The organism is Streptomyces sp. NPDC005811, assembly GCF_040630405.1.
Lineage (GTDB): Bacteria > Actinomycetota > Actinomycetes > Streptomycetales > Streptomycetaceae > Streptomyces.
Map to the genome: position 1 here is coordinate 40,453 of NZ_JBEXXK010000031.1, position 22,745 is coordinate 63,197.

At 73.3% G+C, this 22,745-nt stretch carries 23 protein-coding genes; 5 read left to right on the top strand and 18 right to left on the bottom strand.

Annotated features, from left to right (window positions below; genetic code table 11):
* The first annotated feature begins 82 nt into the window (after positions 1-82).
* Entirely contained in the window at positions 83-970 is an 888-nt protein-coding gene (locus ABZ490_RS30035; protein ID WP_358996651.1) for an RNA polymerase sigma factor SigF, read from the top strand.
* A 15-nt stretch (positions 971-985) separates the two neighbouring features.
* On the opposite strand, the gene ABZ490_RS30040 is transcribed toward ABZ490_RS30035, so the two are convergent.
* Positions 986-1,438 (bottom strand): ATP-binding protein, encoded by a 453-nt coding sequence (locus tag ABZ490_RS30040; protein WP_358996654.1) that lies wholly within the window; start codon positions 1,436-1,438, stop codon positions 986-988.
* 119 nt (positions 1,439-1,557) lie between these two features.
* The gene (locus tag ABZ490_RS30045; RefSeq protein ID WP_358996657.1) at positions 1,558-2,982 is read right to left on the bottom strand and encodes a DUF6777 domain-containing protein; all 1,425 of its coding nucleotides are present in this window, start codon (positions 2,980-2,982) and stop codon (positions 1,558-1,560) included.
* Between the two features lie 169 nt (positions 2,983-3,151).
* Between ABZ490_RS30045 and ABZ490_RS30050 the strand changes: the two genes are divergently transcribed.
* Positions 3,152-4,456 (top strand): streptophobe family protein, encoded by a 1,305-nt coding sequence (locus ABZ490_RS30050; protein WP_358996660.1) that lies wholly within the window; start codon positions 3,152-3,154, stop codon positions 4,454-4,456.
* On the opposite strand, the gene ABZ490_RS30055 is transcribed toward ABZ490_RS30050, so the two are convergent.
* From ABZ490_RS30055 to mgrA, 5 genes are all read right to left on the bottom strand, one after another.
* The gene (locus ABZ490_RS30055) at positions 4,447-5,421 is read right to left on the bottom strand and encodes a serine/threonine-protein kinase (protein ID WP_358996664.1); all 975 of its coding nucleotides are present in this window, start codon (positions 5,419-5,421) and stop codon (positions 4,447-4,449) included. The two genes, ABZ490_RS30050 and ABZ490_RS30055, sit on opposite strands and share 10 nt — an antisense overlap.
* Positions 5,421-5,933: a hypothetical protein gene (locus ABZ490_RS30060; RefSeq protein ID WP_358996667.1), complete on the bottom strand. Its 513-nt coding sequence runs from the start codon at positions 5,931-5,933 to the stop codon at positions 5,421-5,423. The genes ABZ490_RS30055 and ABZ490_RS30060 overlap by 1 nt, the downstream gene beginning before the upstream one ends.
* A 9-nt stretch (positions 5,934-5,942) precedes the next feature.
* On the bottom strand, positions 5,943-8,282 hold the full coding sequence (locus tag ABZ490_RS30065; protein ID WP_358996670.1) for an FHA domain-containing protein: 2,340 nt from the start codon (positions 8,280-8,282) through the stop codon (positions 5,943-5,945).
* A gap of 61 nt (positions 8,283-8,343) precedes the next feature.
* Positions 8,344-8,754 carry a hypothetical protein gene (locus tag ABZ490_RS30070; protein ID WP_358996673.1) on the bottom strand — a complete coding sequence of 137 codons (411 nt, stop codon included), beginning with the start codon at positions 8,752-8,754 and terminating at the stop codon, positions 8,344-8,346.
* Positions 8,755-9,112: 358 nt separating this feature from the next.
* Positions 9,113-10,105, bottom strand: coding sequence for an L-glyceraldehyde 3-phosphate reductase (gene mgrA / locus ABZ490_RS30075; protein ID WP_358996676.1), 993 nt, complete (start codon positions 10,103-10,105; stop codon positions 9,113-9,115).
* A gap of 111 nt (positions 10,106-10,216) precedes the next feature.
* Between mgrA and ABZ490_RS30080 the strand changes: the two genes are divergently transcribed.
* Entirely contained in the window at positions 10,217-11,101 is an 885-nt protein-coding gene (locus ABZ490_RS30080) for a LysR substrate-binding domain-containing protein (protein ID WP_358996678.1), read from the top strand.
* A 5-nt stretch (positions 11,102-11,106) separates the two neighbouring features.
* Here ABZ490_RS30080 and ABZ490_RS30085 read toward each other — a convergent pair whose 3' ends face one another.
* A complete protein-coding gene (locus ABZ490_RS30085) occupies positions 11,107-11,391 on the bottom strand; it encodes a hypothetical protein (RefSeq protein WP_358996681.1) in 285 nt (94 codons plus the stop codon).
* A gap of 208 nt (positions 11,392-11,599) precedes the next feature.
* Here ABZ490_RS30085 and ABZ490_RS30090 point away from each other — a divergent pair, with 208 nt between their 5' ends.
* On the top strand, positions 11,600-12,121 hold the full coding sequence (locus tag ABZ490_RS30090) for a DUF664 domain-containing protein (RefSeq protein WP_358996683.1): 522 nt from the start codon (positions 11,600-11,602) through the stop codon (positions 12,119-12,121).
* Here the strand turns inward: ABZ490_RS30090 and ABZ490_RS30095 are convergent.
* The 4 genes from ABZ490_RS30095 to ABZ490_RS30110 all read right to left on the bottom strand — a co-directional run bounded on the left by ABZ490_RS30095 (position 12,103) and on the right by ABZ490_RS30110 (position 16,621).
* The gene (locus ABZ490_RS30095; RefSeq protein WP_358996685.1) at positions 12,103-13,173 is read right to left on the bottom strand and encodes an adenosine deaminase; all 1,071 of its coding nucleotides are present in this window, start codon (positions 13,171-13,173) and stop codon (positions 12,103-12,105) included. The genes ABZ490_RS30090 and ABZ490_RS30095 overlap by 19 nt on opposite strands.
* 56 nt (positions 13,174-13,229) lie before the next feature.
* Positions 13,230-13,622 (bottom strand): VOC family protein, encoded by a 393-nt coding sequence (locus ABZ490_RS30100; protein ID WP_358996687.1) that lies wholly within the window; start codon positions 13,620-13,622, stop codon positions 13,230-13,232.
* Between the two features lie 891 nt (positions 13,623-14,513).
* Complete coding sequence (locus tag ABZ490_RS30105; protein WP_358996688.1) at positions 14,514-15,431, bottom strand: RNA polymerase sigma-70 factor; 918 nt, start codon at positions 15,429-15,431, stop codon at positions 14,514-14,516.
* The gene (locus ABZ490_RS30110; protein ID WP_358996690.1) at positions 15,428-16,621 is read right to left on the bottom strand and encodes an FAD-dependent oxidoreductase; all 1,194 of its coding nucleotides are present in this window, start codon (positions 16,619-16,621) and stop codon (positions 15,428-15,430) included. The genes ABZ490_RS30105 and ABZ490_RS30110 overlap by 4 nt, the downstream gene beginning before the upstream one ends.
* 131 nt (positions 16,622-16,752) lie before the next feature.
* Here ABZ490_RS30110 and ABZ490_RS30115 point away from each other — a divergent pair, with 131 nt between their 5' ends.
* Positions 16,753-17,211: a pyridoxamine 5'-phosphate oxidase family protein gene (locus tag ABZ490_RS30115; RefSeq protein WP_358996693.1), complete on the top strand. Its 459-nt coding sequence runs from the start codon at positions 16,753-16,755 to the stop codon at positions 17,209-17,211.
* A gap of 53 nt (positions 17,212-17,264) precedes the next feature.
* On the opposite strand, the gene ABZ490_RS30120 is transcribed toward ABZ490_RS30115, so the two are convergent.
* The 6 genes from ABZ490_RS30120 to ABZ490_RS30145 all read right to left on the bottom strand — a co-directional run bounded on the left by ABZ490_RS30120 (position 17,265) and on the right by ABZ490_RS30145 (position 22,745).
* Positions 17,265-18,170 (bottom strand): aldo/keto reductase, encoded by a 906-nt coding sequence (locus ABZ490_RS30120; RefSeq protein WP_358996695.1) that lies wholly within the window; start codon positions 18,168-18,170, stop codon positions 17,265-17,267.
* Positions 18,171-18,222: 52 nt separating this feature from the next.
* A complete protein-coding gene (locus ABZ490_RS30125; RefSeq protein ID WP_358996697.1) occupies positions 18,223-19,089 on the bottom strand; it encodes a hypothetical protein in 867 nt (288 codons plus the stop codon).
* Positions 19,086-19,649, bottom strand: a complete 564-nt coding sequence (locus ABZ490_RS30130) for a sigma-70 family RNA polymerase sigma factor (protein ID WP_358996699.1) — start codon at positions 19,647-19,649, stop codon at positions 19,086-19,088. The genes ABZ490_RS30125 and ABZ490_RS30130 overlap by 4 nt, the downstream gene beginning before the upstream one ends.
* The gene (locus ABZ490_RS30135; RefSeq protein WP_159056372.1) at positions 19,646-19,810 is read right to left on the bottom strand and encodes a hypothetical protein; all 165 of its coding nucleotides are present in this window, start codon (positions 19,808-19,810) and stop codon (positions 19,646-19,648) included. The genes ABZ490_RS30130 and ABZ490_RS30135 overlap by 4 nt, the downstream gene beginning before the upstream one ends.
* Before the next feature lie 271 nt (positions 19,811-20,081).
* Positions 20,082-21,437, bottom strand: a complete 1,356-nt coding sequence (locus ABZ490_RS30140; protein ID WP_358996703.1) for an aldehyde dehydrogenase family protein — start codon at positions 21,435-21,437, stop codon at positions 20,082-20,084.
* Positions 21,438-21,548: 111 nt separating this feature from the next.
* Positions 21,549-22,745, bottom strand: coding sequence for a sigma-70 family RNA polymerase sigma factor (locus tag ABZ490_RS30145; protein ID WP_358996705.1), 1,197 nt, complete (start codon positions 22,743-22,745; stop codon positions 21,549-21,551).

A 22,745-nucleotide genomic window follows, 5' to 3' on the forward strand; every position in this document is an offset into this window, starting at 1 on the left:
CGTGAGCGGGTCGTGCGGTTGCGCGTCCGCTCACGCAACGAGAACAGAACACGTCGAACCGTGACTTTCGTGGGGAGAGGTAATGCACACCGCCGTGATCGGGTCGGAGGGCAAGGTCGCCGAGGACACCGCCGGGACCAGCACGGGTGGAGCATCGTTGCCGGGAGTCGAGGACCCGCGGAGCGTCGCTCCGCGCGACGCACGGGAGCTGTCCCGCCAGTTCTTCAAGCGGCTGACCGAACTCGAAGAGGGCACACACGACTACCAGTACGCCCGCAACACGCTCATCGAGATGAACATGTCCCTGGTGCGGTTCGCGGCCGGACGGTTCCGCGGCCGCGGGGACGACATGGAGGACATCGTCCAGACCGGGATGATCGGGCTGATCAAGGCCATCGACCGGTTCGAGATCTCCCGCGAGGTGGAGTTCACGTCCTTCGCCCTGCCGTACATCGTCGGGGAGATCAAGCGGTTCTTCCGGGACACCACCTGGGCGGTGCACGTGCCGCGGCGGCTCCAGGAGCTGCGGGTGGAACTGGCCAAGGCGCGCGACGAGCTGGCCGGTCGGCTGGACCGGGAGCCCACCGTGGCGGAGCTGGCCACGCTGATGAACCTGCCGGAGAACGAGGTCGTCGAGGCGCAGATCGCCGCCAACGGCTACAACTCCTCCTCGCTCGACGCCGCGCTCACCGGCGACGGCCCGGAGCACGGCGAGTCGGTCCTCGCGGACTTCATCGGCGTGGAGGAGGACGGACTGCGGCTGGTCGAGGACTTCCAGTCGCTCGCCCCGCTGATGGCCGAGCTCGGCGAACGCGACCGGCGGATCCTGCATCTGCGGTTCGTGGAGGAGGCCACCCAGGCGGAGATCGGCGAGCAGCTCGGCTGCTCCCAGATGCATGTGTCCCGCCTGATCAAGCGGATCATCACCCGGTTGCGCGAGGGCATGCTGGGCGAGCTGGGCTGCGCCTGAGCACGTCGGCCGGGGTCACCCGCCGAAGGTGAGCAGGGCACGGACCCGCTTGCCGACCGGCACGCGCTCGGCGGTGACCTCGGCCGCCAGCGCGTGCACGATCTCCAGGCCGTGCCGGCCGACGCGCTCGGGGTCCTTGGGGAAGCGCAGGGGCAGCGCGTCGCTGCTGTCGTAGACGCACACCGTGACGGTGGAGTCGGTGCCCTCCAGTTCCAGGATGTACGGGCCGTTGCTGTGCCGGTCGGCGTTGGTGATCAGCTCGCTGACGACGAGCATCACCTCACCGCTCGCGCGCTCACCGATGCGCGCGCACCACTCGGTCCTGAGCTGGTCGACGAAGTGCGCGGCGAAACTGCGGGCCTCGGCGATGCATCCGGGTTCACCGGTGTAGTGCGCCGCTCGCCTCAGCGGTTCCACGGGTACGTCGAAACCAGTCGGTATCACTGCCCCGTCCAGGTGCTCGATCATGCGTGTCTCTCTGGGAAGCCGGACTGGCCGGACGCTGCTGCACCTGTGCTCGTACCCCGTGCCGCGCCGCACAGTCCCCGTCCGGCTCACCCGGTGCGCCCGGCGGGGCATGGGCTGCCTCACAGGGTCGGTGAGCTCGACGGGGTGGATCCGGAGGACGTCAGCACCGAGGTGCTCGGCGGCTCGGGCTCCGACGGCGTCTGTCCGGAGGGCGACGGCGAGGTCGACGACTCCTGCACCAGGCCGTTCCTCGGCGGCGAGGAGGACGGCGACGGCGGGCTCGGCGACTTCGGGCTCGGGGACTGCGAGGACGGGGACGGGGAGCCCGGGGACTGCGAGGACGGGGAGGTCGAGCCCGGCGACTGCGACGACGGCGACGGGGAGGTCGGCGAGGACGAGGTGGGCGGGCAGGAGTTCTTCCGGCCCGGGGCACAGGGCGAGGAGGATGTGGAGGAGCTCGGGGACGAGCCGGTCGGGCTCGGCGGCGGCTTGATGATCACGAACACCAGTGGGTGCTTCGGGGGATGCGTGGTCCGGTCCTTCTTGCCGCCGGTGTCGCCCCGGTGCCGTGCGAACCAGTGGTGGCCGTGGCCGGGGTCGTAGAGGACGAACTCCTTGACCACCTTCGTGGCGGGGGTGACCACGACGACGTCCGAGGGCCGGTACGAGGGCCAGGTGTCTCCGGTGCGCTCCGGCGCGGTCTGCTGCGGGACGGGCTTGGTCAGCGGGTTGCCGCAGGCGCAGCGCACCCGGGGCACGCCGCGTCCGTCGACGAGGACGGCGGTGCCGGACTGGAGGACGGACTGGTAGGCGGTGACGGCGCCGTCGCGGTAGCCGTGGTTGGTGACCCAGGTGTCCATGCGCAGCTGTACGGGGGTGAGCGAGCGCAGGTAGTCGGGGACCCCGGCGGGCTCGACCCGGGCGACCGAGGCGAAGGCCTTGTTCTTGGCCGGGGCCGCATGGAGGGCGGAGATCTGCTTCTCCACGTCGCAGCTGGCCGTGTCGCGGGTGCCGCCGTAGACCCCGGCGGCCCCGCCGTCGACGCCCTTGAGCGCGTTGCCGGCGGGCTCGGTCGCGCCCTGTGCGGGGGCGGCGGAGGCGGTCGTGGTGGAGTTGTCGGTGGCGGTGGACTCGGTGAAGGGGTCCGGGCCGGTGTTGGCGGCGGCCAGCGTGAAGATCTTGGCGCCGCCCGAGCCGCCCGAGCCGCCGGAGCCGCCGCTGCCGGGCAGCGTGAGCAGGACGGCGAGGGCGACGGCGGCCACGACGGCGGTACCGAGCAGGGCGAGCCGGGGCGCGGAGCGCCACCAGGGCCGGCCGGAGTCGGGGCCGGGCTCCGGTCCGGGCGGGCCGTCCGGGACGCCGCCGCCCGACGATCCGCCCGCGGAACCACCGGACGAGCCTCCGGACGCACCGCCGGAGGACAGCGCGTCGACCGGTTCGGTGGGGGGTCCCGAGGAGGGCGGCGGGGGTGGTTGCGAGGGGCCCGAGAGGGGGCCGGAGGGCGGTCCCGTGGGGCGGTCGGAGGACGGAGGTTCGACGCTCACATGCTCTCCCGATGTGGAATACGTCCGGCGATGCCCCGATATCGGAAACACGCACCGCTTTCGGCCACAACGGACTCATTGTGTGCTCCGGCCGGGTGCCGCCCGCAAGCCGGACGCGGACGGCCCCGCTCGACGGGCGGCCTCTCCCGGCCCTGCTTAGCGTGGCAGCGTGAGCCCACGCACCCCCACCGACCAGGCCGCCGGCCGGCCCGGCACCGGCCGGGCGACCGGCCGCCACGGATGGCCTACCGCCCTCGGCGTGGCGCTGACGGGGCTCGCCTCGATGATGGTGGTCGCGGCGCTCGGCCTGTGGGCGGCGAGGGCCACGGATCTGCCGCAGGACGCGTTCCCCCGGGTGGTCGCGGCGACCGTGGTCACGGCCGTCGGAGGCACCGTGGAGCTGTCCGGGAACGCCGGCGGACTCGCCGACACCCGGGCCGGGATGACGGTGGTCCCGCTGTCCGTGACCCTGGTGGGCGCGCTGGTCACCGCCGCCGGGTTCCTGCGGCCGCTGCGGCACCGGGCGGTCGCCGGGGCCCGGGAGCTGGCCGGCTGGGCGGCCCGGATCGCCGTGCTGTGGCTGCTCGGTCTGCTGGGTCTGGCGCTCGCCGCCCGCCAGACCTTCGCGGTCGACCTGGGCAGCGACACGCTGAACGACCTGGGCGATCTCTTCGGCGTCCACCCGGAGGTCGGCTTCACCGCGAACGTGCCGCTCACGCTGCTCGTCGGGCTGGTGTGGCTGGCCGGGGTGCTGCTGCTGGCGCTGCTGGTCTCGCGCGGGGCGCCGCTGCCGGCCCGGCTGCTGCGGTTCCAGGAGTCGGTGCGGCCGGCGGCGTACGCGATGGTCGCGCTGCTGCTCGCGTGTGTCGTCATCGGCCTGGTCGTGGCCCTGGTGGTGGCGGCGACCCGCGGGCACGCGCCGGAGACCCTGGCGGTGGTCCTGCTCGGACTGCCCAACCTGGTGTGGATGGCGTTCACCCTCGGGCTGGGCGCCACCTGGAACGGCCGGGTGGAGGGCCCGTTCGGGCTGCCCATGCCGCACGTGCTGGACGAGGTGCTGCGCGGCAAGGAGACCGCCGCGCTGAATCTGAGCAGCATGGCCGAGTACGACGGCCGGGTGTGGTGGCTGGTCGTGGTGGACGCGGTGCTGCTGCTGGGGGCCGCGTTCGTGATGGCGGCCCGCTCGCCGGCCCGTATGCGTGCCTGGCAGCACGCCGTGCACATGGCGGCCGCGCTGGTGCTCACGGTGCTGACGATCTGTCTGGTGGGCCGGGTCTCGGCGCACTACGGCCTGACCGTGCTCGGCATCGACGATCTCGCCGGTCTCTCCGGAGAGCTGTTCCTGCACCCCGAGGTGTGGTCCGCGCTCGGGCTCGCGGCGCTGTGGGGGCTGGTCACCGGGTTCCTGGGCGCGCTGCTGGCGCGGCCGGTGCACCGGCGTGGCGCGACCGGCCCGCCCCCGGGTCAGGGCTGACGGTCACGCAGGACGGGCCGGGCCCAGGCGGGGGGAGACGGGGTGACGGCGGGGACGGCTACCGGTTCGGTCGGCGGGTGCCCTCCCCTGCGGCCGTCCCGGCCCGCCGCGCGCAGGGCCGCGACGAAGGCCCGGCAGGTGTCGTGACGGGCTTCGGGGGTCTTGGCCAGGGCCTTCGCGAACACGGCGTCGACCGGTGGCGGCAGGTCCGGCCGGGACGCGGTGAGCGGGGGCGGTTCGTCCTCCTGGTGGGCCCAGAGCAGGGCCATGTCCTCGTCGCGGACGAAGGGCGGATGTCCGGCGAGGGTCTCGTAGACGACGCAGGCGAAGCTGTAGACGTCGCAGCGGCCGTCGACCGGTCGGCCGGAGATCTGCTCGGGGGCGACGTAGTCGAGGGTGCCGACGAACTGGCCGACGGTCGTGAAGCCGGTGAGCGACAGCGACTTCTTCGTCAGGCCGAAGTCGGTGAGGTAGACGTGCTCGGGGTGGTCGCTGTCGGTGCCCCGGGAGACCAGGATGTTCCCGGGTTTGACGTCGCGGTGGACCAGGCCGTGGTCATGGGCCGCGTCGAGGGCGGACGCGACCTGCGCGGCGATCCGTACGGCCGTGGCGAGGGGCAGCGGGCCCCGGCGGTCGAGGAGGTTGCGCAGGTCGCTGCCCTCGACGTAGCGCATGGCGATGTACAGCACACCGTCGGTCTCCCCCGCCTCGAAGACCGGCACGATGTGCGGGTGGTCGATCGCGGCGGCGACCAGGGACTCATGGGTGAAGCGTTTGCGGAAGGTGTCGTTGCGGGCCAGTTCCGGGGCGAGCAGTTTGAGGGCGACGGTGCGTTCCAGGCGCAGGTCGCGGGCGCGGAAGACGACGGCCGTGCCGCCCCGGCCGATCTCGTGCTCCACGCGGTAGCCCGCGATCTGCCGGCCCACCAGGTCGGAGGGGCGCCCGGAGAACGCGCTGGTCTCCATCAGGCGGCTCCGGGGACGGGGGCCGCGCCGGGCGGGTGGTCGGTGGCGTAGGTGCTCAGCCGGGTGCCGTCGCCGTAGACCCAGCGCTCCTCCGCGGAGTCGTACAGCCACATGGACTCGCCGTCGACGACCACCCCGATCCGCAGGTCCCGGGTCCGCCGCCGGAAGGACTCGCCGTCCAGGGCGCCGCCGGCCAGTTCCTCGACCGCGGCGCGGTAGCGCGCGAGGGCCTCCTCGGCCCGGGCGAGCAGGGGCCGCGGATCGGCGACGGCGGTGGGCGGGGCGTCGGCGAGCGGCGGGTCCTGCGGTACGGCGACGAGATGGCGGCCGTCGACCCAGGCCTGCCAGCCGTTGGCGCACAGCACGTGCCCCCAGTCGCCGCGCCGCTCCAGGAGCCGGACGGGCAGCAGCGGGTCCAGCGGCACGGTGGGCCGGGCCGGATCGGGGGCCTCCCAGGCGGGCATGCCCAGCGGGGGGACGACGTGCGTGGGCCCGAAGGCGGTGGTGGTCATGGGCCGTGCCTACTTCCGCATCACGGCGGGTTCGTGGCGGCGCAGCAGCCGGGAGACGACGAACCCGAAGACGACCGAGAGGACGACGAGCATGCCGATGTCGAGCAGCCAGATCTGCGCCCGGTGCTCGAACAGCGGGTCAGCGGTGATGTCCCCGGGCACGATCCGGGACAGGCCGATGGTGCCGGCCATCGCACCGAGCGCCCAGCGCGAGGGCACGAGCCAGGACAGCTGTGCCAGGCCGGGCACCCCGTCGAGTTTCAGCAGGGCTCCGCAGAAGACCACTTGGACGATGGCGAGCAGCACGAGCAGCGGCATGGTCACCTCCTCCTTGCGCACCAGCGCGGAGACCAGCAGGCCGAGCATCATCGCGGTGAACGCCAACAGGGCGACGGCCACGGTGATCTCGACCAGGGGTGGCAGCAACACACCCTCGCCGCCGGGCGCGTCGAGGTCGACGCCGAGCAGGGCCACGAGGGTGAGGACGACCGCCTGGACCACGGTGACCGCGCCGAGGACGACGACCTTGGACATCAGGTACGCCGATCTGGACAGGCCGACGGCCCGCTCCCGCCGGTAGATGACGCGTTCCTTGACGAGTTCGCGCACGGCGTTGGCCGCGCCGGTGAGGACGCCGCCGACGCACAGGATCAGCAGCGCGTTCATGGCGGTGTCCCGGGTGAGTTCGCCGCCGGCGAGGGCCCGGGCCATGGCGCCCATCACGAACGGCAGGGCGATCATGATGGCCAGGAAGGTGCGGTCGGCGCCCAGCGCCGCGGTGTAGCGGCGGACCAGGGTGCCGAGCTGGGCGGCGCGGCTGCGGGGCCGGGGCGGCGGCAGCAGGATGACGGGGCCCTCGCGGGGCAGCCGGGGCTGGGCGCTGGAGTTGACGACGTAGCGGTGGTGGAACGCCGAGTCGCGGTACTGTCCGGCCCAGTCCCGGTCCTGGTCCCGTTCGAAGGCCTCGAAGGCCTCGGGCCACTGCTCGAAGCCGAAGAAGCCGAGGGCGTCGCCGGGCGGCCCGTAGTAGGCGATCCGGCCGCCGGGGGCGAGGACGAGGAGCCGGTCGCAGACGTCGAGGCTCAGGACGCTGTGGGTGACGACGATGACGGTGCGGCCGTCGTCGGCGAGGCCGCGCAGCATGTGCATCACCGAGCGGTCCATGCCGGGGTCGAGGCCGGAGGTCGGCTCGTCGAGGAAGAGCAGCGAGGGCTTGGTCAGCAGCTCCAGCGCCACGCTGACGCGTTTGCGCTGGCCGCCGGAGAGGCTGTGCACCGGTTGTCCGGCGCGCTGTTCCAGGCCCAGTTCGCGGATGACCTCGGAGACCCGCTCGCGCCGTTCGGCCTTGGCGGTGTCCTGCGGGAAGCGCAGTTCGGCGGCGTAGGTGAGGGCGGAGCGGACGGTGAGCTGGGCGTGCAGGATGTCGTCCTGGGGGACGAGGCCGATGCGCTGGCGCAGTTCGGCGTAGTCGTGGTACAGGTCGCGGCCGTCGTAGACGACGGTGCCGTGGTCGGCGGGGCGCTGGCCGGTGAGGGCGTTGAGCAGGGTGGACTTCCCGGCGCCGCTGGGGCCGACGACGGCGAGCAGGCACTTCTCCCCCACCGGGAACGACACATGGTCGAGCAGGGTCTTGCGGCCGCGGTCGACGGCGACGGTGAGGTCCTGGACGTCGAGGGAGACCTCGCCGGTGTCGACGTACTCCTGGAGTTCGTCGCCGACCAGGCAGAACGCCGAGTGGCCGATGCCGACGATGTCCCCGGGGCCGATCGGGGCGCGGGTGACGGGGAAGCCGTTGAGGTAGGTGCCGTTGTGGCTGTCGAGGTCGGCGATCTCGTAGCCGCCCTCGGGCAGGGCGCGCAGTTCGGCGTGGCGGCGGGAGACGACCAGGTCGTCGATGACGAGGTCGTTGTCGGCGGCGCGGCCGATGCGGACGGTCCGGGTGGGCAGCGGCCGTACGGAGGTGGGGCGGCGGAAGGTGCCCGTCAGGGAGGGCATGGACACCGCCGAGGGCCGTTCCGGGACGGGTGGCGGGCGGCCGGCGAGGACGGCGCGGGGGCCGTCGGCCGGGCTGCCGAAGCGGATCACGCTGCCGGGGCCCACGTCGAGCACCCGGACCCGGCGGCCGTCGGACCAGGTGCCGTTGGTGCTGTCCTCGTCGGTGAGGGTCCAGTGGTCGCCGTCGGGGCGCAGCACGGCGTGGTGCCAGGAGACCCGGGCGTCGTCGATCACGATGTCGCTCAGCGGGTCCCGGCCGAGGTAGTAGGCACGTCCGGGGATCATCACGGTGGCGCCCGTCTCGGTCTCCAGCACGAGTTCGGGCGCAGTCGGGGCGACGGGGCGCTCCACCATGCCGGAATTCTATCGATTCGCGCCTGGGCACGCCCAGTGGTGTGCACGCTCGGGGTGGAGTTCAGCCGACGGGGAGGACGAGCGCCGGGAGCGTCCGCTGCATACGCAGCGCGTCCACGGACTCGGCGAGGAGTTCGTACTCGGTGGTGTCGTCACTGACGGCGACCCGCACCAGCCGTCCACCGCCCAACTCGTCGGCCACCAGCTCCTGCTGGCCGATGTCCGCGCACCAGGAGCGCAGCAGGGCGGGTACGTCGGGGACGCCGTCGCCGACGGGCACGAGGGCGCCCTGCGGGACGTGTGGGCCTTCGGGTTGCGGATCGAGGCGTTCGGCCATCCATAACGCGCGGTCCCGTAACCACCACAGCGCGAGCGCCAGCGTCGGCGCGCGGTACGTCCCGAGCGGTACGCCGATGCGACGGCCGTCGCAGTATCCGTACGCCGTGACATGGCACAGGAATTCGTCGTGCATGTCTCCACTCCCCCGAGTGCTCGTATGCCGGCCCTGCCTCGCTTTCCGTGCGGCTCCTGTGGGGCGGAGCGCCCCTGACGTTCGAGTATGTTCACTTCTAAAACACTGTCACCATGACTTTCCGGCCAGTCTGTTGGCATATTCACCGCCACTCCTGACCGGAATCGGACAGCGGACCCGCCCCCTCCGCTCACCTGCGCACCGTTTCGCCTGGTAACCGTCCGATGACACGGCGAAAGCGGCCGCGGTGGCCGGATAACACCCTGGCCGACGATGCGTTCCTCCCCTTGCGGCGGGCTACAGGAACAAGGACCACCGCAAGGGGAGAAACCGTGAAGCGTACGGCCGGCCGAACGGCTCAGCCGTTGATCAGCGCGTCGATGCGGGCCAGCTCGTCGTCCTCGAAGTCCAGGTGGGCCAGCGCGCCGACGCTGTCCTCGATCTGGCGGGCGCTGCTCGCGCCGACCAGCGCGGAGGTGACCCGGCCGCCGCGCAGCACCCAGGCCAGGGCGAGCTGGGCCAGGGACTGCCCGCGGGACTTGGCGATGTCGTCCAGGGCGCGCAGCTTGCCGACCAGGTCCTCGGTGAGCGCGTCGGAGTTCAGGAACGGGCTGTCGCTCGCCGCGCGCGAGTCCTCGGGGATGCCGTCGAGGTAGCGGGAGGTGAGCAGGCCCTGCTCCAGCGGGGAGAAGACGATCGAGCCGACCTGGAGCTCGTCGAGGGCGTCGAGCAGGCCCTCGCTCTCCGGGCGGCGGTCGAGCATCGAGTAGCGCGGCTGGTGGATGAGGAGCGGGGTGCCCAGCTCGCCGAGGATGCGGGCGGCCTCGCGGGTCTGCTCCGCGGAGTAGTTGGAGACGCCGACGTAGAGCGCCTTGCCCTGCTGGACGGCGGAGTGCAGGGCGCCCATCGTCTCCTCCAGGGGAGTCTCCGGGTCGGGGCGGTGCGAGTAGAAGACGTCGACGTAGTCGAGGTCCATCCGCTTCAGGCTCTGGTCCAGCGACGACAGCAGGTACTTGCGCGAGCCCCACTCGCCGTACGGCCCGGGCCACATCAGGTAGCCGGCCTTGGTGGAGATCACCAGCTCGTCCCGGTAGGACGCGAAGTCCGTCTTCAGGAAGTGACCGAGCGCGGACTCGGCGGCGCCGGGCGGCGGGCCGTAGTTGTTGGCCAGGTCGAAGTGGGTGATGCCGAGGTCGAAGGCGCGGCGCAGGATGGCCCGCTGGGTCTCGGCCGGGCGGTCCGGACCGAAGTTGTGCCACAGGCCGAGCGACAGCGCGGGGAGCTTCAGGCCGCTGCGTCCGGTGCGCCGGTAGGGCATGTCCGCGTAGCGGTCGGGGTGTGCGGTGTACAACGCGACTCCATCCGGGGTGGTCCCACGATCTTCCGCCTCCACTGTTCCCGAGTGCCGTGCAGCGGTCCAACAGAAGAATCCGATGGAATTGTGCGACTACGCTTCTCAATCATGGAACTGCGCCACCTCCAGCACTTCGTCGCGGTCGCCGAGGACCAGCACTTCACCCGGGCCGCCGAGCGGCTGCTGGTGTCCCAGTCGGGCCTGTCGGCGTCCATCCGGGCGCTCGAGCGCGAGCTGCGGGCGCCGCTCTTCGTGCGGACCACCCGACGGGTGACGCTGACCGAGGCCGGGCGGGCGCTGCTGGCGGAGGCGGAGCGGATCCTGGCGCAGGTGCGGGCCGCGCACGAGGCGGTTGCCGCGGTGCAGGGCGTGGTGCGCGGGACGCTCTCCGTGGGTACCGAGCAGTGCATCGCGGGGGTGCACGTGGCGGGGCTGCTGGCCGCGTTCCGGCGGCGGCACCCGGACGTGGAGATCCGGCTGCGGCAGACCGGCTCGGGCGCCCTCGGCGAGGAGGTGGCGGCGGGCCGGCTCGACCTGGCCTTCGCCTACCGCACCCAGGCGGACTCGGACCAGCTGCGCTGCGTACCGCTGGCCACCGAGCCGATGTACGTGCTGTGCCATCCGGAGCACCGGCTCACCAGGGCGGCAGCCGCCCTGGTGCCGGAGGACCTCGCGGGCGAGGTGTTCGTCGACTTCCACCCGGACTGGGGGCCGCGCCGGGCCACCGACGCCGCCTTCGCGGAGGCGGGCGTACGCCGTACGGTCGCGCTCGAGGTCAACGACGTGCACAGTCTGCTGGACCTGGTGGGCGAGAACCTCGGGGTGGCCGTCGTACCGCGGCACTTCCGGCACAAGCGCGAGGCGCTGACCGCGCTGCCGCTGAAGGACACCGGCGAGGCGGCCTACGAGACGGTCGCCCTGCTGCCGGCCCCCGACGCGACGAGCCCGGCGGCCCGGGCGCTGATGGCGCTGCTGGAGGCCGGGGAGGCCTGACCCCGTCAGGCGAAGGCGACCACTTCGCCGGCCATGACCTGAGGAGGGTTGGGGAGGAGGGCCGCGAGGTGCTCCCGTACGAAGTCCACGGCCCGGGCGATCGACTCCTCGGCGCCCGCCCGGTCCTGGAAGACACTGGTGGAGACCATCACCCCGTCCCCGGCGTCGAGCCAGTAGTAGGCCACGAAGCCGGGGACCTCACGCATGAGCGGGACGAACCCCTCGTGCACGAGCCGTCCCGCCTCCGCAGGATCGGTCACCCCTTCGTACCGCCGCACCGCTGCGTACATCGCCGAGCTCCTCATCTGGGGCCAGGGTCCGGCTCCTGCCGGACGTCCTGGATGCCGTACCCCCGCCGCGCGGGCCGGGCCCGCACGACGGGCGGCAATCACCTCAAGGGCCGCCCCGGGTGATCCGAACGGCGGCCACCCGCCCCGGGCGCTTCCAGGGGCGGGCAAAGAAGCGGCGCGTGGGCGCGGGCTGCGCGATGGTGGAGTCATGCATGCGAAGGACATCCTCATCGACGGGTTCAACCGCATCCGGGAAGAGGTCCACGCCGCCGTCGAGGGCCTGGACCCCGACTCCCTCAACGCCCGGCCCACCCCCGCGACCAACTCGGTCACCTGGCTCGTCTGGCATCTCACCCGCGTCCAGGACGACCACATGGCCGACGCCTTCGACCTCGACCAGGTGTGGTGGGGCGAGGCCGACAACTGGGAGAAACGGTTCGGGCTGGACCTGCCGCGCCACGACACCGGGTACGGGCACGGTCCGGAGAAGGTGGCGAGGGTGCGGGTCGCCGACCCCGAGCTGCTGACCGGCTACCACGACGCCGTGCACGAGCAGAGCCACAAGGCGCTGCGCGCGCTGACGGCGGCGGATCTGGAGCGGGTCGTGGACGTGCGCTGGGATCCGCCGGTCACGCTGGGCGTACGGCTGGTCAGCGTCCTGTCCGACGATCTCCAGCACGTCGGACAGGCCGCGTATGTGCGCGGGCTGCTTCAGAGCGCGGCGGCGTAGCCCGGCAGCACGACGTCCTCGATCAGGGCGTTGCGCTCGTCGAACGGGATGAACGCGCTCTTCAGGGCGTTCACCGTGACCGTGCGCAGGTCCTCGACGCCCCAGCCGGCCTGCTCGACGAGCAGCGTCATCTCGCGGGTCATCGTGGTGCCGGACACCAGACGGTTGTCGGTGTTGAGGGTGACCCGGAAGCCGAGGTCCTTCAGCGCGGTGATCGGGTGCTCGGCGATGGAGGTGGCGGCGCCGGTCTGGAGGTTGGACGTGGGGCACATCTCCAGCGCGATGCGCCGGTCGCGGACCCATCCGGCCAGCCGGCCGAGCTTGCCGTCGACGATGTCCTCGGTGAGGCGCACGCCGTGCCCGATGCGCTGGGCGCCGCAGACCTGGAGGGCCTGGTGGATGCTGGGCAGGCCGTGGGCCTCACCGGCGTGGATGGTGAAGGGCACGCTCTCGCGGCGCAGGTGCTCGAAGGCGTCGAGGTGGTCGGCGGGCGGGAAGCCGTCCTCGGCGCCCGCGATGTCGAAGCCGACGACGCCGGCGTCACGGTAGGCGACGGCCAGGTCGGCGGCCTCACGGACGTGGTCGAACATCCGCATGCCGCAGAGCAGGGTGCCGACGCGGACCGGGGTGCCGGCCGCGGCGGCCTTCGCCATGCCGGCCGCGAGCCCCTCCTGCACGGTCTCCACGACCTCGTTCGGCGTGAGCCCGCCCCGGACGTTCAGTTCGGGCGCGTAGCGCACCTCGGCGTAGACGACGCCGTCGGCCGCGAGGTCGAGGACGTACTCCTCGGCGACGCGCAGCAGACCCTCGCGGGACTGCATCACGGCGAGGGTGTGCTCGAAGGTGGCTATGTAACGCACCAGGTCGCCGGAGTTGGCGGCCTCGAAGTACCAGGCGGCCAGCTCGTCGGGGTCGGTGGTGGGCAGCGTGTGGCCGATCGCGGCGGCGAGCTCGACGACCGTGGCGGGGCGCAGGCCACCGTCGAGGTGGTCGTGCAGGACGGCCTTGGGAAGGCGGCGGATCACATCGGCGTCTACGCGCGTAGCAGTCATGGCGGGTCTTTCCTCGGGCGGGGCGGTTCGGGGCACGGGGCGTTACGGGAGGCGGATCAGCCGGCGGGCTGGAGCAGGTCCCAGCGGTTGCCGTACAGGTCCTGGAAGACGACGACGGAGCCGTACGGCTCGTGGCGGGGCTCCTCCAGGAAGGTCACGCCGGCCGCGGCCATCCGGGCGTGGTCGCGGGCGAAGTCGTCGGTGTGCAGGAAGAAGCCGACACGGCCACCGGTCTGGTCGCCGATCCGGTCGCGCTGGGCGTCGCCCTTGGCGCGGGCGAGCAGCAGCCCGGTGCCGTCCTGCCCCTCACCCGGCCGGACGACGACCCAGCGGGCACCGTCGGGCCGGGGCTCGTCCTCGACGAGCCGGAAGCCGAGCGCGTCGGTGTAGAAGCGGATCGCCTCGTCGTAGTCGTCGACGACGAGGGTGACCAGGGCGATGCGGGACATCGGGGCCTTTCGGGGAGGCACGGCAGGGGCGATTGACGGGAGAGGTTATACGTAAAACTTGCGTGGCGCCAGTTGCCTGGGCGGATCATGGGTCGCGGGGGCTGTCACGGCCCGGACGCGGGCCCGGGCGGGTGGTGGACCGGGGCCGCCGGAGGCGTTGCGGCGCGGCGCCGACGAGACCCTCGGGGGTGCCGCCCCGGCTGACGATCCGGTTCGTCCAGGAGGCGGAGGCGTGCACGGTGGTCACGGCCTGGTGAGCAGGTTCGTGGAGGGCGCGACGCGGGTCCGGGGTTCGTGGCGGCGGGCCGCGCGGGCGCGAGGGATGCCGTAGGCGGCCGGGCGGGCCGACGGACCGGCGCGCCCGGCGGTGGACGCCGTCAGGACGGCGCGATGCCGCAGTCGACGGCCTCGCGGGCCGACTCGGGGCACGACCCGTGCGACAGCGGGGGCCGGGCGGGCAGGCCGGGCCGGGCCGGGCAGGCCGGGCAGGCCAGGCCGGGCAGGCCAGGGCCAGGCAGGCCGGGCAGGCCGGGCAGGGCAGGGCCAGGCAGGGCAGGGCCAGGCAGGCCGGGCAGGCCGGGCAGGGCAGGGCCAGGCAGGGCAGGCAGGCCGGGCAGGGCAGGGCCAGGCAGGGCAGGGCCAGGCAGGCCGGGCCGGGCCAGGGCGGCGCAGCGATACCGGCCCGCGCGCCGGGTGTCCATGTGCGGTCCCAGCGCGACGGCGATCCGCGCGGGGACCTGCCCCGGGCCGCCCGGAGCACGCTCTGCGCCCGTGGCCTGGCCCGGCGACCGGTGCCCGGTGCCCGGCTCCATGGCCCCGAGCCGCCTTCTTCGACCCGGTTCCGCTTCCACCTGGGCAGGGACCCCCCGAGGTCGACAAGGGCCGGGCGGCTCAGGGGAGTTCGTGCCGGGTTCCGTCGGCGATCGCGTGGAGCTTGTCGGGGTTGGCCACGTTGTGGAGGGTCGAGATGCGGCCTTCCGGATCGAAGTCGAAGGTCAACGTGGCGACCACGCGGTCCGGGCCGCGGAAGACCACGCCCGGGCCTCCGTTGATCCAGGCGAGCTCCGCCCGCATCTGCCCGGGCTCGATGCCCTGGTAGGTCGCGGTGCCGAGCGCGGCGAACCAGCGGGCCACGGTCTCCCGGCCGACGACCGGCTTGAGGGCCTGGCGGACCTTGCCGCCGCCGTCGGTCCACAGCGTCACGTCCGGGGACAGCAGCTCCATGAGGGTGTTGATGTCGCCGCCCGCCGTCGCCGCGAGGAAGCGCTCGGTGACGTCGCGTCGGCGGGCGGGGTCCGCGGTGAACCGGGGCCGCCGGGCCTGGACATGCTCGCGGGCGCGGTGCGCGGCCTGCCGGACCGCCGCCTCCGAGCGTTCCACCGCCTCCGCGATCTCCGCGTGGCTGAAGGCGAAGACCTCCTTCAGCACGAAGACCGCGCGCTCCAGGGGACTCAGCGTCTCCAGCACGACCAGCAGGGCCATGGAGACCGAGTCCGTCGTGGCGACGCCGTCGGCGGTGTCCGGGCCCGTGAGGATCGGCTCGGGGAGCCACGGCCCTACGTAGGTCTCGCGCTGGTGACGCGTCGAACGAAGCCGGTCCATCGCCAGGTTGGAGACGATCCGGGTCAGGTAGGCCTTGGGGTCGGCGACCTGGGAACGGTCGGCCGCCGACCACTTGAGCCAGGCGTCCTGGACCACGTCCTCGGCATCGGCTGCGGTGCCGAGGATGCGGTAGGCGACGGAGAAGAGAAGGGTGCGGTGCTGCTGGAAGGCGAGCTGGTCGGCACCGGCCTCCTGCGAGGGGGTCACTTGGCGCTCCGAATCCGGGTGTAGCGGCCGCCGTGCGGCCAGAACGCGCCCGAGGCGGGCATCTTCTTCATACGGGCGAAGGTCGGCCACGGCGCGGCGGTGACGGTCTCCTTGTAGCGCGCGGCCCGCTTGCCGGTCAGCACGATCCGGCGCGGGCTGTCGTCGGGACGGGTGAACTGGACGACGGCGTCGTCCCGGCCCAGGCTGACCGGTGTGTGGTAGTAGCCGAAACGGAAGGGCCTGGGCTCCTTGCCGGCCAGCACCCGCAGGATCGAGAGGGCCGCGTGCACACCGGTCGGCATGCCCCCCTGACAGGTTCCGTGCATCACGCCGTAGCCCTGACGGATCGCCGCCGCATCGCCCACGGCGTAGACGTCCGGGTGGGAGACCGAGCGCAGCGCGCTGTCGGTGATCACTCGGCCGCGCTCGTCGACGGCCAGACCCCCGGCGGCCGCCAGCGGCGGGACACGGGTGCCACTGGTCCACAGCACCGCGCCCGCCGGGACGGCGGAGCCGTCCGCGAGCTCGACGCGGTCCGGCAGCACCTTGGCCACCTCGACGCCGCTGCGCACCCGCACGCCGAGCCGGGCCAGCGCCGCGTCCAGGTGGGTCCTGGCCTTCGGGTGCATGGCCGCGCCCGGCTCCTGCCGGCCCAGCAGCACCACGTCGAGCTGCGGGTACCGCTCGGCGATCTCCGCGGCGGCCTCGACGCCGGTGAGGCCGCTGCCGCAGACCACGACGGTCCGACCGTCGAGGCGGGCCAGCCGATCGGCGAGAAGGGCGGCGTCCTGCACGCTGTCGAGGGTGTGGGCGTGGTCGTCCACACCGGGGACGGCGGCGGTGTCCGCGATGCCGCCCAGGCCGTAGACCAGGGTGTCGTAGCGCAGGACCCGGTCGTCGTCGATCCGGACGGTCTTCGCCTCGGCGTCCACGGCGGTGACCCGGCCGCGGACGAAGTGGGCGCCGGTGCCGTCCAGCAGCTCCGGGATGTTCCTCTCGGCCGTCTCCTGGCCGGTGGCGGTCATGTGGAGTCGGAGCCGCTCGGTGAAGGTGTCGTAGGGGTTGACCAGCGTGACCCGCGGGTTTCCGCGTTTCCTGGTGCGGGCCGCGAGCTGGATCGCGGCGGAGAGCCCGGCGTAGCCGGCGCCCAGGACCAGGACCTCGTGCTGCTGCGCTGCTGTCGCGTTCATAGCTGTGCCGCCTCTTTCGTGTCGGTCGTTCCCGCGCTGCGGACGACCACCAGACGCAAGCTGCCCTTCCGTACGTGACATGGGGTCCATGTGACCTGCGTCACGCGAGGGGCATTCGTTAGCGTCGGCGTATGGAGATCACTGAGCCGGTGCGTGGGCCCGGGCGGCGGAAGAGGGACGTTCTGGCGCGGCTGGGGCGGGAGAGCGATGTCTGGGTCGCCTCCGCGGACGCGGCGGGCGTGCCCTGTCTGGTCGCCCTGTGGTTCGTCTGGGACGGGGAGTGCGTGTGGCTGGCGACCCGGCTCTCGAATCCCACCGGCCGCAATCTGCGGACCGGCGGGCGGACCCGGCTGGCGTTCGGCGACACCCGGGACGTGGTGCTGATCGACGGGGAGACGGTGACGTACCCGGCGGACGACGTCCCCGAGGAGGCGGCCGGGGCGTTCCTGGCGAAGACGGGGTGGGATCCGCGCCGGGAGAGCGCGGTGTACGCCTTCTTCCGGGTGCGGCCGGTGGCCGTACAGGCGTGGTGCGGCACGCGTGAGCTGCCGGGGAGGCATCTGATGCGGGACGGGGTGTGGGTGGACTAGGTGGAGCAGGCGGGCGGACCGGGCCGCAGGGTGACGGTGCGGCGGCCCGTCGGTCACGCCGGTCCGCGGTGGGCGGCGTCGAGGCGCTCCCGTTCCCCGGGGGTGAGACGCAGGGCGCCCGCCGCGATGTTCTCGGCGAGGTGGTCGGGGTTGCCCGTACCCGGGATGGCGAGGACGTGGGGGCCCTGGGCGAGGGTCCAGGCGAGCCGGATCTGGGCGGGGGTGCACCCGTGGGCGCGGGCCACGGCGAGGACGGCCTCGTCGTGGGCGGTCGTCGCGCCGAGGGCTCCGCCGTCACCGGCGATGGCGAAGAACGGGACGAAGGCGATGCCCTGCTCGCGGCAGACGGTGAGGAGTTCCTCGGTCGCGGGGGTGGAGGCGCCGAGGCCGTACCGGTTCTGCACGCTCACCACCGGGGCGATGGCCCGGGCCTCGGCGAGATGGCGGGGTTCGACGTCGGAGATGCCGAGGTGGCGGATCAGGCCGGCCCGGCGCAGTTCGGCTAGGGCCCCGAAGTGTTCGGCGATCGAGTCCTGGCGCATCCGGCGCAGGTAGACGAGGTCGAGGTGGTCGCGGCCGAGCTGGCGCAGGTTCTCCTCGACATGGCCGCGCAGGTCCTCGGGGCGGGCCGCGGTGCCCCATTCCCCCGCCCAGGTCCGGAAGGGGCCGACCTTCGTGGCGATGAGCAGGCCGTCCGGGTACGGGGAGAGCGCGCTGTTGATGAGTTCGTTGGCCGAGCGGAGGGAGGAGAAGTAGAAGGCGGCGGTGTCGATGTGGTCGACGCCGAGCTCGACGGCCCGGCGCAGGACCGCGATCGAGCGGCCGCAGTCGCTCGGGGTGCCGTGGTGGAAGGCGGCGCTCCCGGTCAGCCGCATCGCGCCGAGGCCGACGCGGTGGACGGTGAGGTCGCCGAGGGTCCAGGTGCCCGCGGCGTCCGCGGTGATCGCTGCGCTGCTCATCGGCGCAGTCTCGCACGCACCGCGGACGCCGGCACCTCCTCGTGGCGTGCCGTCAGCAGGCCACGGTCTCCTCGCACTTGCGCAGCGCCTCCTGGACGTCCCGGCTCCAGTGCCGCGCGGTCCGGGGGGTGGCCGAGGAGACGGTGTGCACGGCCGACTCCCGGCGTTCGAGCAGCGGGCGGGAGCGTGCGCACCGGCGCTCCCCCGCGGGCGGGGTGCCGCCGTGGGCGACGGCCTCCTCGACGATGTCGGCGAGATCGCCGTCCGGGAGGGGCAGTTCCAGGTCCTCGTCGACGAAGCCGACCACGGCCGGGACGTACTCCACGAGGGCGCGCAGGGCCTTGGTCAGTCCCCGGCGGCCGCGCCGCAGGCCTCTGAGCACGTGCAGGGCGGTGGCGATCTCCACCTCGGTGGCCTCCCGGCTCAGGGTGGCGGGGGTGATCTCCGTGTGGCTGAGCCACCAGTCCGCCTCCTGGTCCTCGCCGTGCGCGCGGTGGTGGAGGTAGAGGCAGTACGAGGACACCGGGTCCCCGGCGCCGGCGCCGTACTGCCACCAGAAGCGGCCGCTGTCCTCGCAGCCGGCCAGATGGAGGAGGGCGCCCAGGACGCGCGCGCCGCTCGGTTCGGGCAGCGCGCTGCCGTGGAAGGCGCCGAGGCCGCTCAGGGCTCCGGGGCGGGTCAGCAGCGCCTCGCACAGGGCCCGCAGGTCCCGGGCCGAGGGATGGACCCTCGGGGGGCGGCGGGCGGCCGCCTGCTGGGGGCGGTTCCGCGCCCCGGCGCCGTCGCCGGCCGGGGCGGCGACGCGGGCGGCTATCCGGGCCTCGGCGGCCTCGATGTCGCAGCGGCGGTAGGGGGCCGTGGGCACGAGCCGCGCCCCGGCCAGCAGCGTGTCGATGTCGCTCACGGTGTCGTAGGTCATGAACGCTCCTCCTCCTCGGCGCACGAGGTGTAGATCTCCCGCAGTCGGTGCCGGGCGTAGCGCTCGATGGAGCGCACGCCGGCCTGGGTGATGCCGAGTTCGTGCGCCACCTCCGCGGTGTCGTAGCCCTCGCAGTAGCGCAGCCGGATGACGTCCTGCTGGCGCTCGGGGAGGGCGGAGATCGCGTGGAACAGCCGCAGGTTCTGCTCGATGACCTCGAAGGCGTCCTCGGCACCCTGGAGGGTCACCGTCTCGAAGACGGCGGTGTCCATGAGGGTGGCGCGCCGGCCCCGGGCCCGGGCGTGGTCGACGACCCGGTTCTTCATGACCCGCCAGGCGTAGGCGGCGGGGTTCTCGGCGCGCAGTATCTGGGGCCACTCCCGGGCGAGTTGGACGAAGGCCTCGTCGACGGCCTCCTCGGCGTCCGCCCGGCAGCGCAGACAGCGCTCGGCCTCGCGGACGTAGCGCGGGCGGTGCATCTGGTGGAAGGCGCTGAAGTCCAGCGGCAGTTTCTCCGGCGCCCGGGGGTTCCCGGCGGGGCGCAGCTCCTCCTGGGTCACCGATCGCCTCCCGGGAGCCGGTGGTCCATCTCCCGGACGCCCACCCGCACCAGGGCGGCGACGAACCGGCGCGCGAGCGTGACGGCTCCGGGTCCGAAGACCCGGAGGGCGAGCAGGGACAGCGCCACGTCCCGGGCGAGCTGTGCGAACTGGTCGTTCACGGACCGTTCGGTCCTTCCGCTGGGTGTGCGGGGCTCAGGAGCCCCGGAAGGCGTCGGTCACACCTTCTGCCACCACGGCGTTCGGGACGGGCGTTTCGTGCATGCGGGATTCGGAACTCGCGAGGAATTGGCCGCTTCGGACTACGGACCGCGCCGTTCCGGACTATCGCGGCACGGTTGCTGTCCCGCGGATGCCCGCTTCTGTCGCGTTCGGCTCTGTCGCGTTCGCCTCGGCGGCGCTCGCCTCCGTCGTGTCCCGCTCCGGTGGGGTTCAGCCCAGCGGCTTGTCCAGGACCGCCTTGCGGTGGCTGAAGGTCTCGATGGAGTAGCGGCCGTGGTAGTTGCCCATGCCGCTCTCGCCCACTCCGCCGAACGGCAGGTCGGAGACGGTGAGATGGGCGAGGGGCAGACCGAACCCGAGGCCGCCGGAGGAGGTTTCGGCGGCGATGCGCGAGCGGGTGGTGTCCGACTCGGAGAACACGTACAGCGCGAGGGGCTTGTCGCGGTCGTTGATGAACCCGATCGCCTCGTCGAGCCCGGAGACGGTCACGATCGGCAGGACCGGGCCGAAGATCTCCTCGGCCATGACGGGCGACGCGGGGTCGACGTCGGCGAGGACGGTCGGCGCGATGTACTTGTCCGTACGGTCGTGACGGCCGCCGGTCACGGTCCGCCCGGAGTCCAGCAGGGCGGTGAGCCGGTCGAAGTGGCGTTCGTTGACGATCCGCCCGTACTCGGGGGAGGCCTGCGGGTCGGTGCCGTACAGGGTCTCGACGGAGCGGGCCAGCAGGGGTTCGAGGGCGGCGGCGGTCTCCGGGTCGGTGAGGACGTAGTCGGGGGCGACACAGGTCTGGCCGGCGTTGAGGAACTTGCCGCGGGCCAGCCGGTCGGCGACGACGGTGAGATCGGCGTCGCGGTCGACGAACGCCGGTGACTTGCCGCCGAGTTCGAGGGTGACGGGGGTCAGGTGCTCGGCGGCGGCGCGCAGCACGATCCGGCCGACGGTGCCGTTGCCGGTGTAGAAGACATGGTCGAAGCGCTCGGCGAGCAGGGCCGTGGTCTCGGGGACACCGCCCTCGACGACGGCGACCGCCTCGGTGTCGAGGTGCGCGGGCAGCAGCCGGGCCAGGGCGGCGGAGGTGGCGGGAGCCAGCTCGCTGGGCTTGACGACGACCGCGTTGCCGGCGGCGAGGGCGCCGACCAGCGGGGCCAGCAGCAGCTGGGCGGGGTAGTTCCAGGGCGCGATGACGAGGACGACGCCGAGCGGGTCGACCTGCGTCCAGGCGCGTGCGTCGGCGCCGAGGTGGGCCGGGACCGGGGCGGGCTCGGGGGCGAGCCAGCCGTCCAGGTGGTCGAGGGTGTGGTCGATCTCGCGGATCGTGAAGTCGATCTCGGTGCGGTACGCCTCGGTGGCGCTCTTGCCCAGGTCGGCGTGGAGGGCGGCGGCGAGGTCGGCGCCGTTCCCGGTGAGCAGCGCGCGCAGCCGGCGCAGCTGGTCCGTGCGCCAGGCGACGGGCTTGGTGCGGCCGGTGCGGAAGGCGGCGCGCAGCCGGGCGACGACCTCGGCGGGCCGCTCCGGGGCGGCGAGGGGGCCGGTGGACTGCTCGGGGGTGGCGGCGGTGGTCACGGTGCCTCGCTGGGGTTGCGCGGGCCTTGCGGCCCTGGTTCGGACGGCGAGCGGTCAGCTCGGTGTATATGCCAACCTTTCAGGGACCAAAATACATTCCCCGGGCAACCACTACGTTCCGTGCAGGGTGTGCAGGCGCTTCTCCAGGTAGGCGCGCTCGGCCGGGTTCTCGGCCAGCGCGAGGGCGGACGTGTAGGCCCGGGCCGCCTCGGCGGGGCGGTCCAGGCGGCGCAGCAGGTCGGCCCGGACGGCATGGAACACGTGGTAGCCGTCCAGATCGAGCGCGTCCACCAGGTCGAGGGCGGGCCCCGGTCCGTCGGTCTCGGCGACCGCCACCGCCCGGTTCAGCGCCACCACCGGACTCGGTGCGAGGGCCGTCAGCCGGTCGTAGAGCCGCAGGATCTGGCCCCAGTCGGTGGCCGCGGCGGTCGGCGCGTCGCTGTGGACGGCCTGGACGGCGGCCTGGATCTGGTAAGGGCCCGGCCGGTCGCGGCGCAGACAGCGGCGGACGAGGTCCTGTCCCTCGGCGATCAGCGCCCGGTCCCAGCGGCGCCGGTCCTGTCCGGGCAGCGGGACGAGCGTGCCGTCGGCGTCCTGCCGGGCGTCCCGGCGGGACTCGACGAGCAGCATCAGCGCGAGCAGCCCGGTGACCTCGGGTTCGTCCGGCATCAGCTCGCCGAGCAGCCGCCCGAGGCGCAGGGCCTCCGCGCACAGGCCCGGATCGCCCTCGTACCCCTGGTTGAAGATCAGGTAGACGACGGCGAGCACCCCGTTCAGCCGGTCCGGCAGGTCGGCGTCGCGGGGCACCCGGTACGGGATGCGGGCGTCGCGGATCTTCGCCTTGGCGCGGACCAGGCGCTGGGCCATCGTGGGTTCGGGGACGAGGAACGCGCGGGCGATCTGCGCGGTGGTGAGACCCCCGAGGAGCCGCAGGGTGAGGGCGACCCGCGCCTGCGGGGCGAGCGCGGGGTGGCAGCAGGTGAAGATCAGCCGGAGCCGGTCGTCGCGCACGGGGCCCTCCTCCGCGGGCGGGTCGGGGGCGTACAGCCGGGCCGCCTCGGCGTGCCGGGCGTCCCGGCCGGCCTCGCGGCGCAGCCGGTCGACGGCCCGGTTGCGGGCGGTGGTGATGATCCAGCCGGCCGGGCTGGGCGGCGGCCCGGTCTCCGGCCAGCTCCGCAGGGCCGTGGTGAAGGCCTCCTGGACCGCCTCCTCGGCGAGGTCGATGTCACCGAGCCGGCGGACCAGGACGGCGACGGCCCGGCCGTACTCCGCTCGGAACACGGCCTCGACGTCGACCGGGTCGCCCAT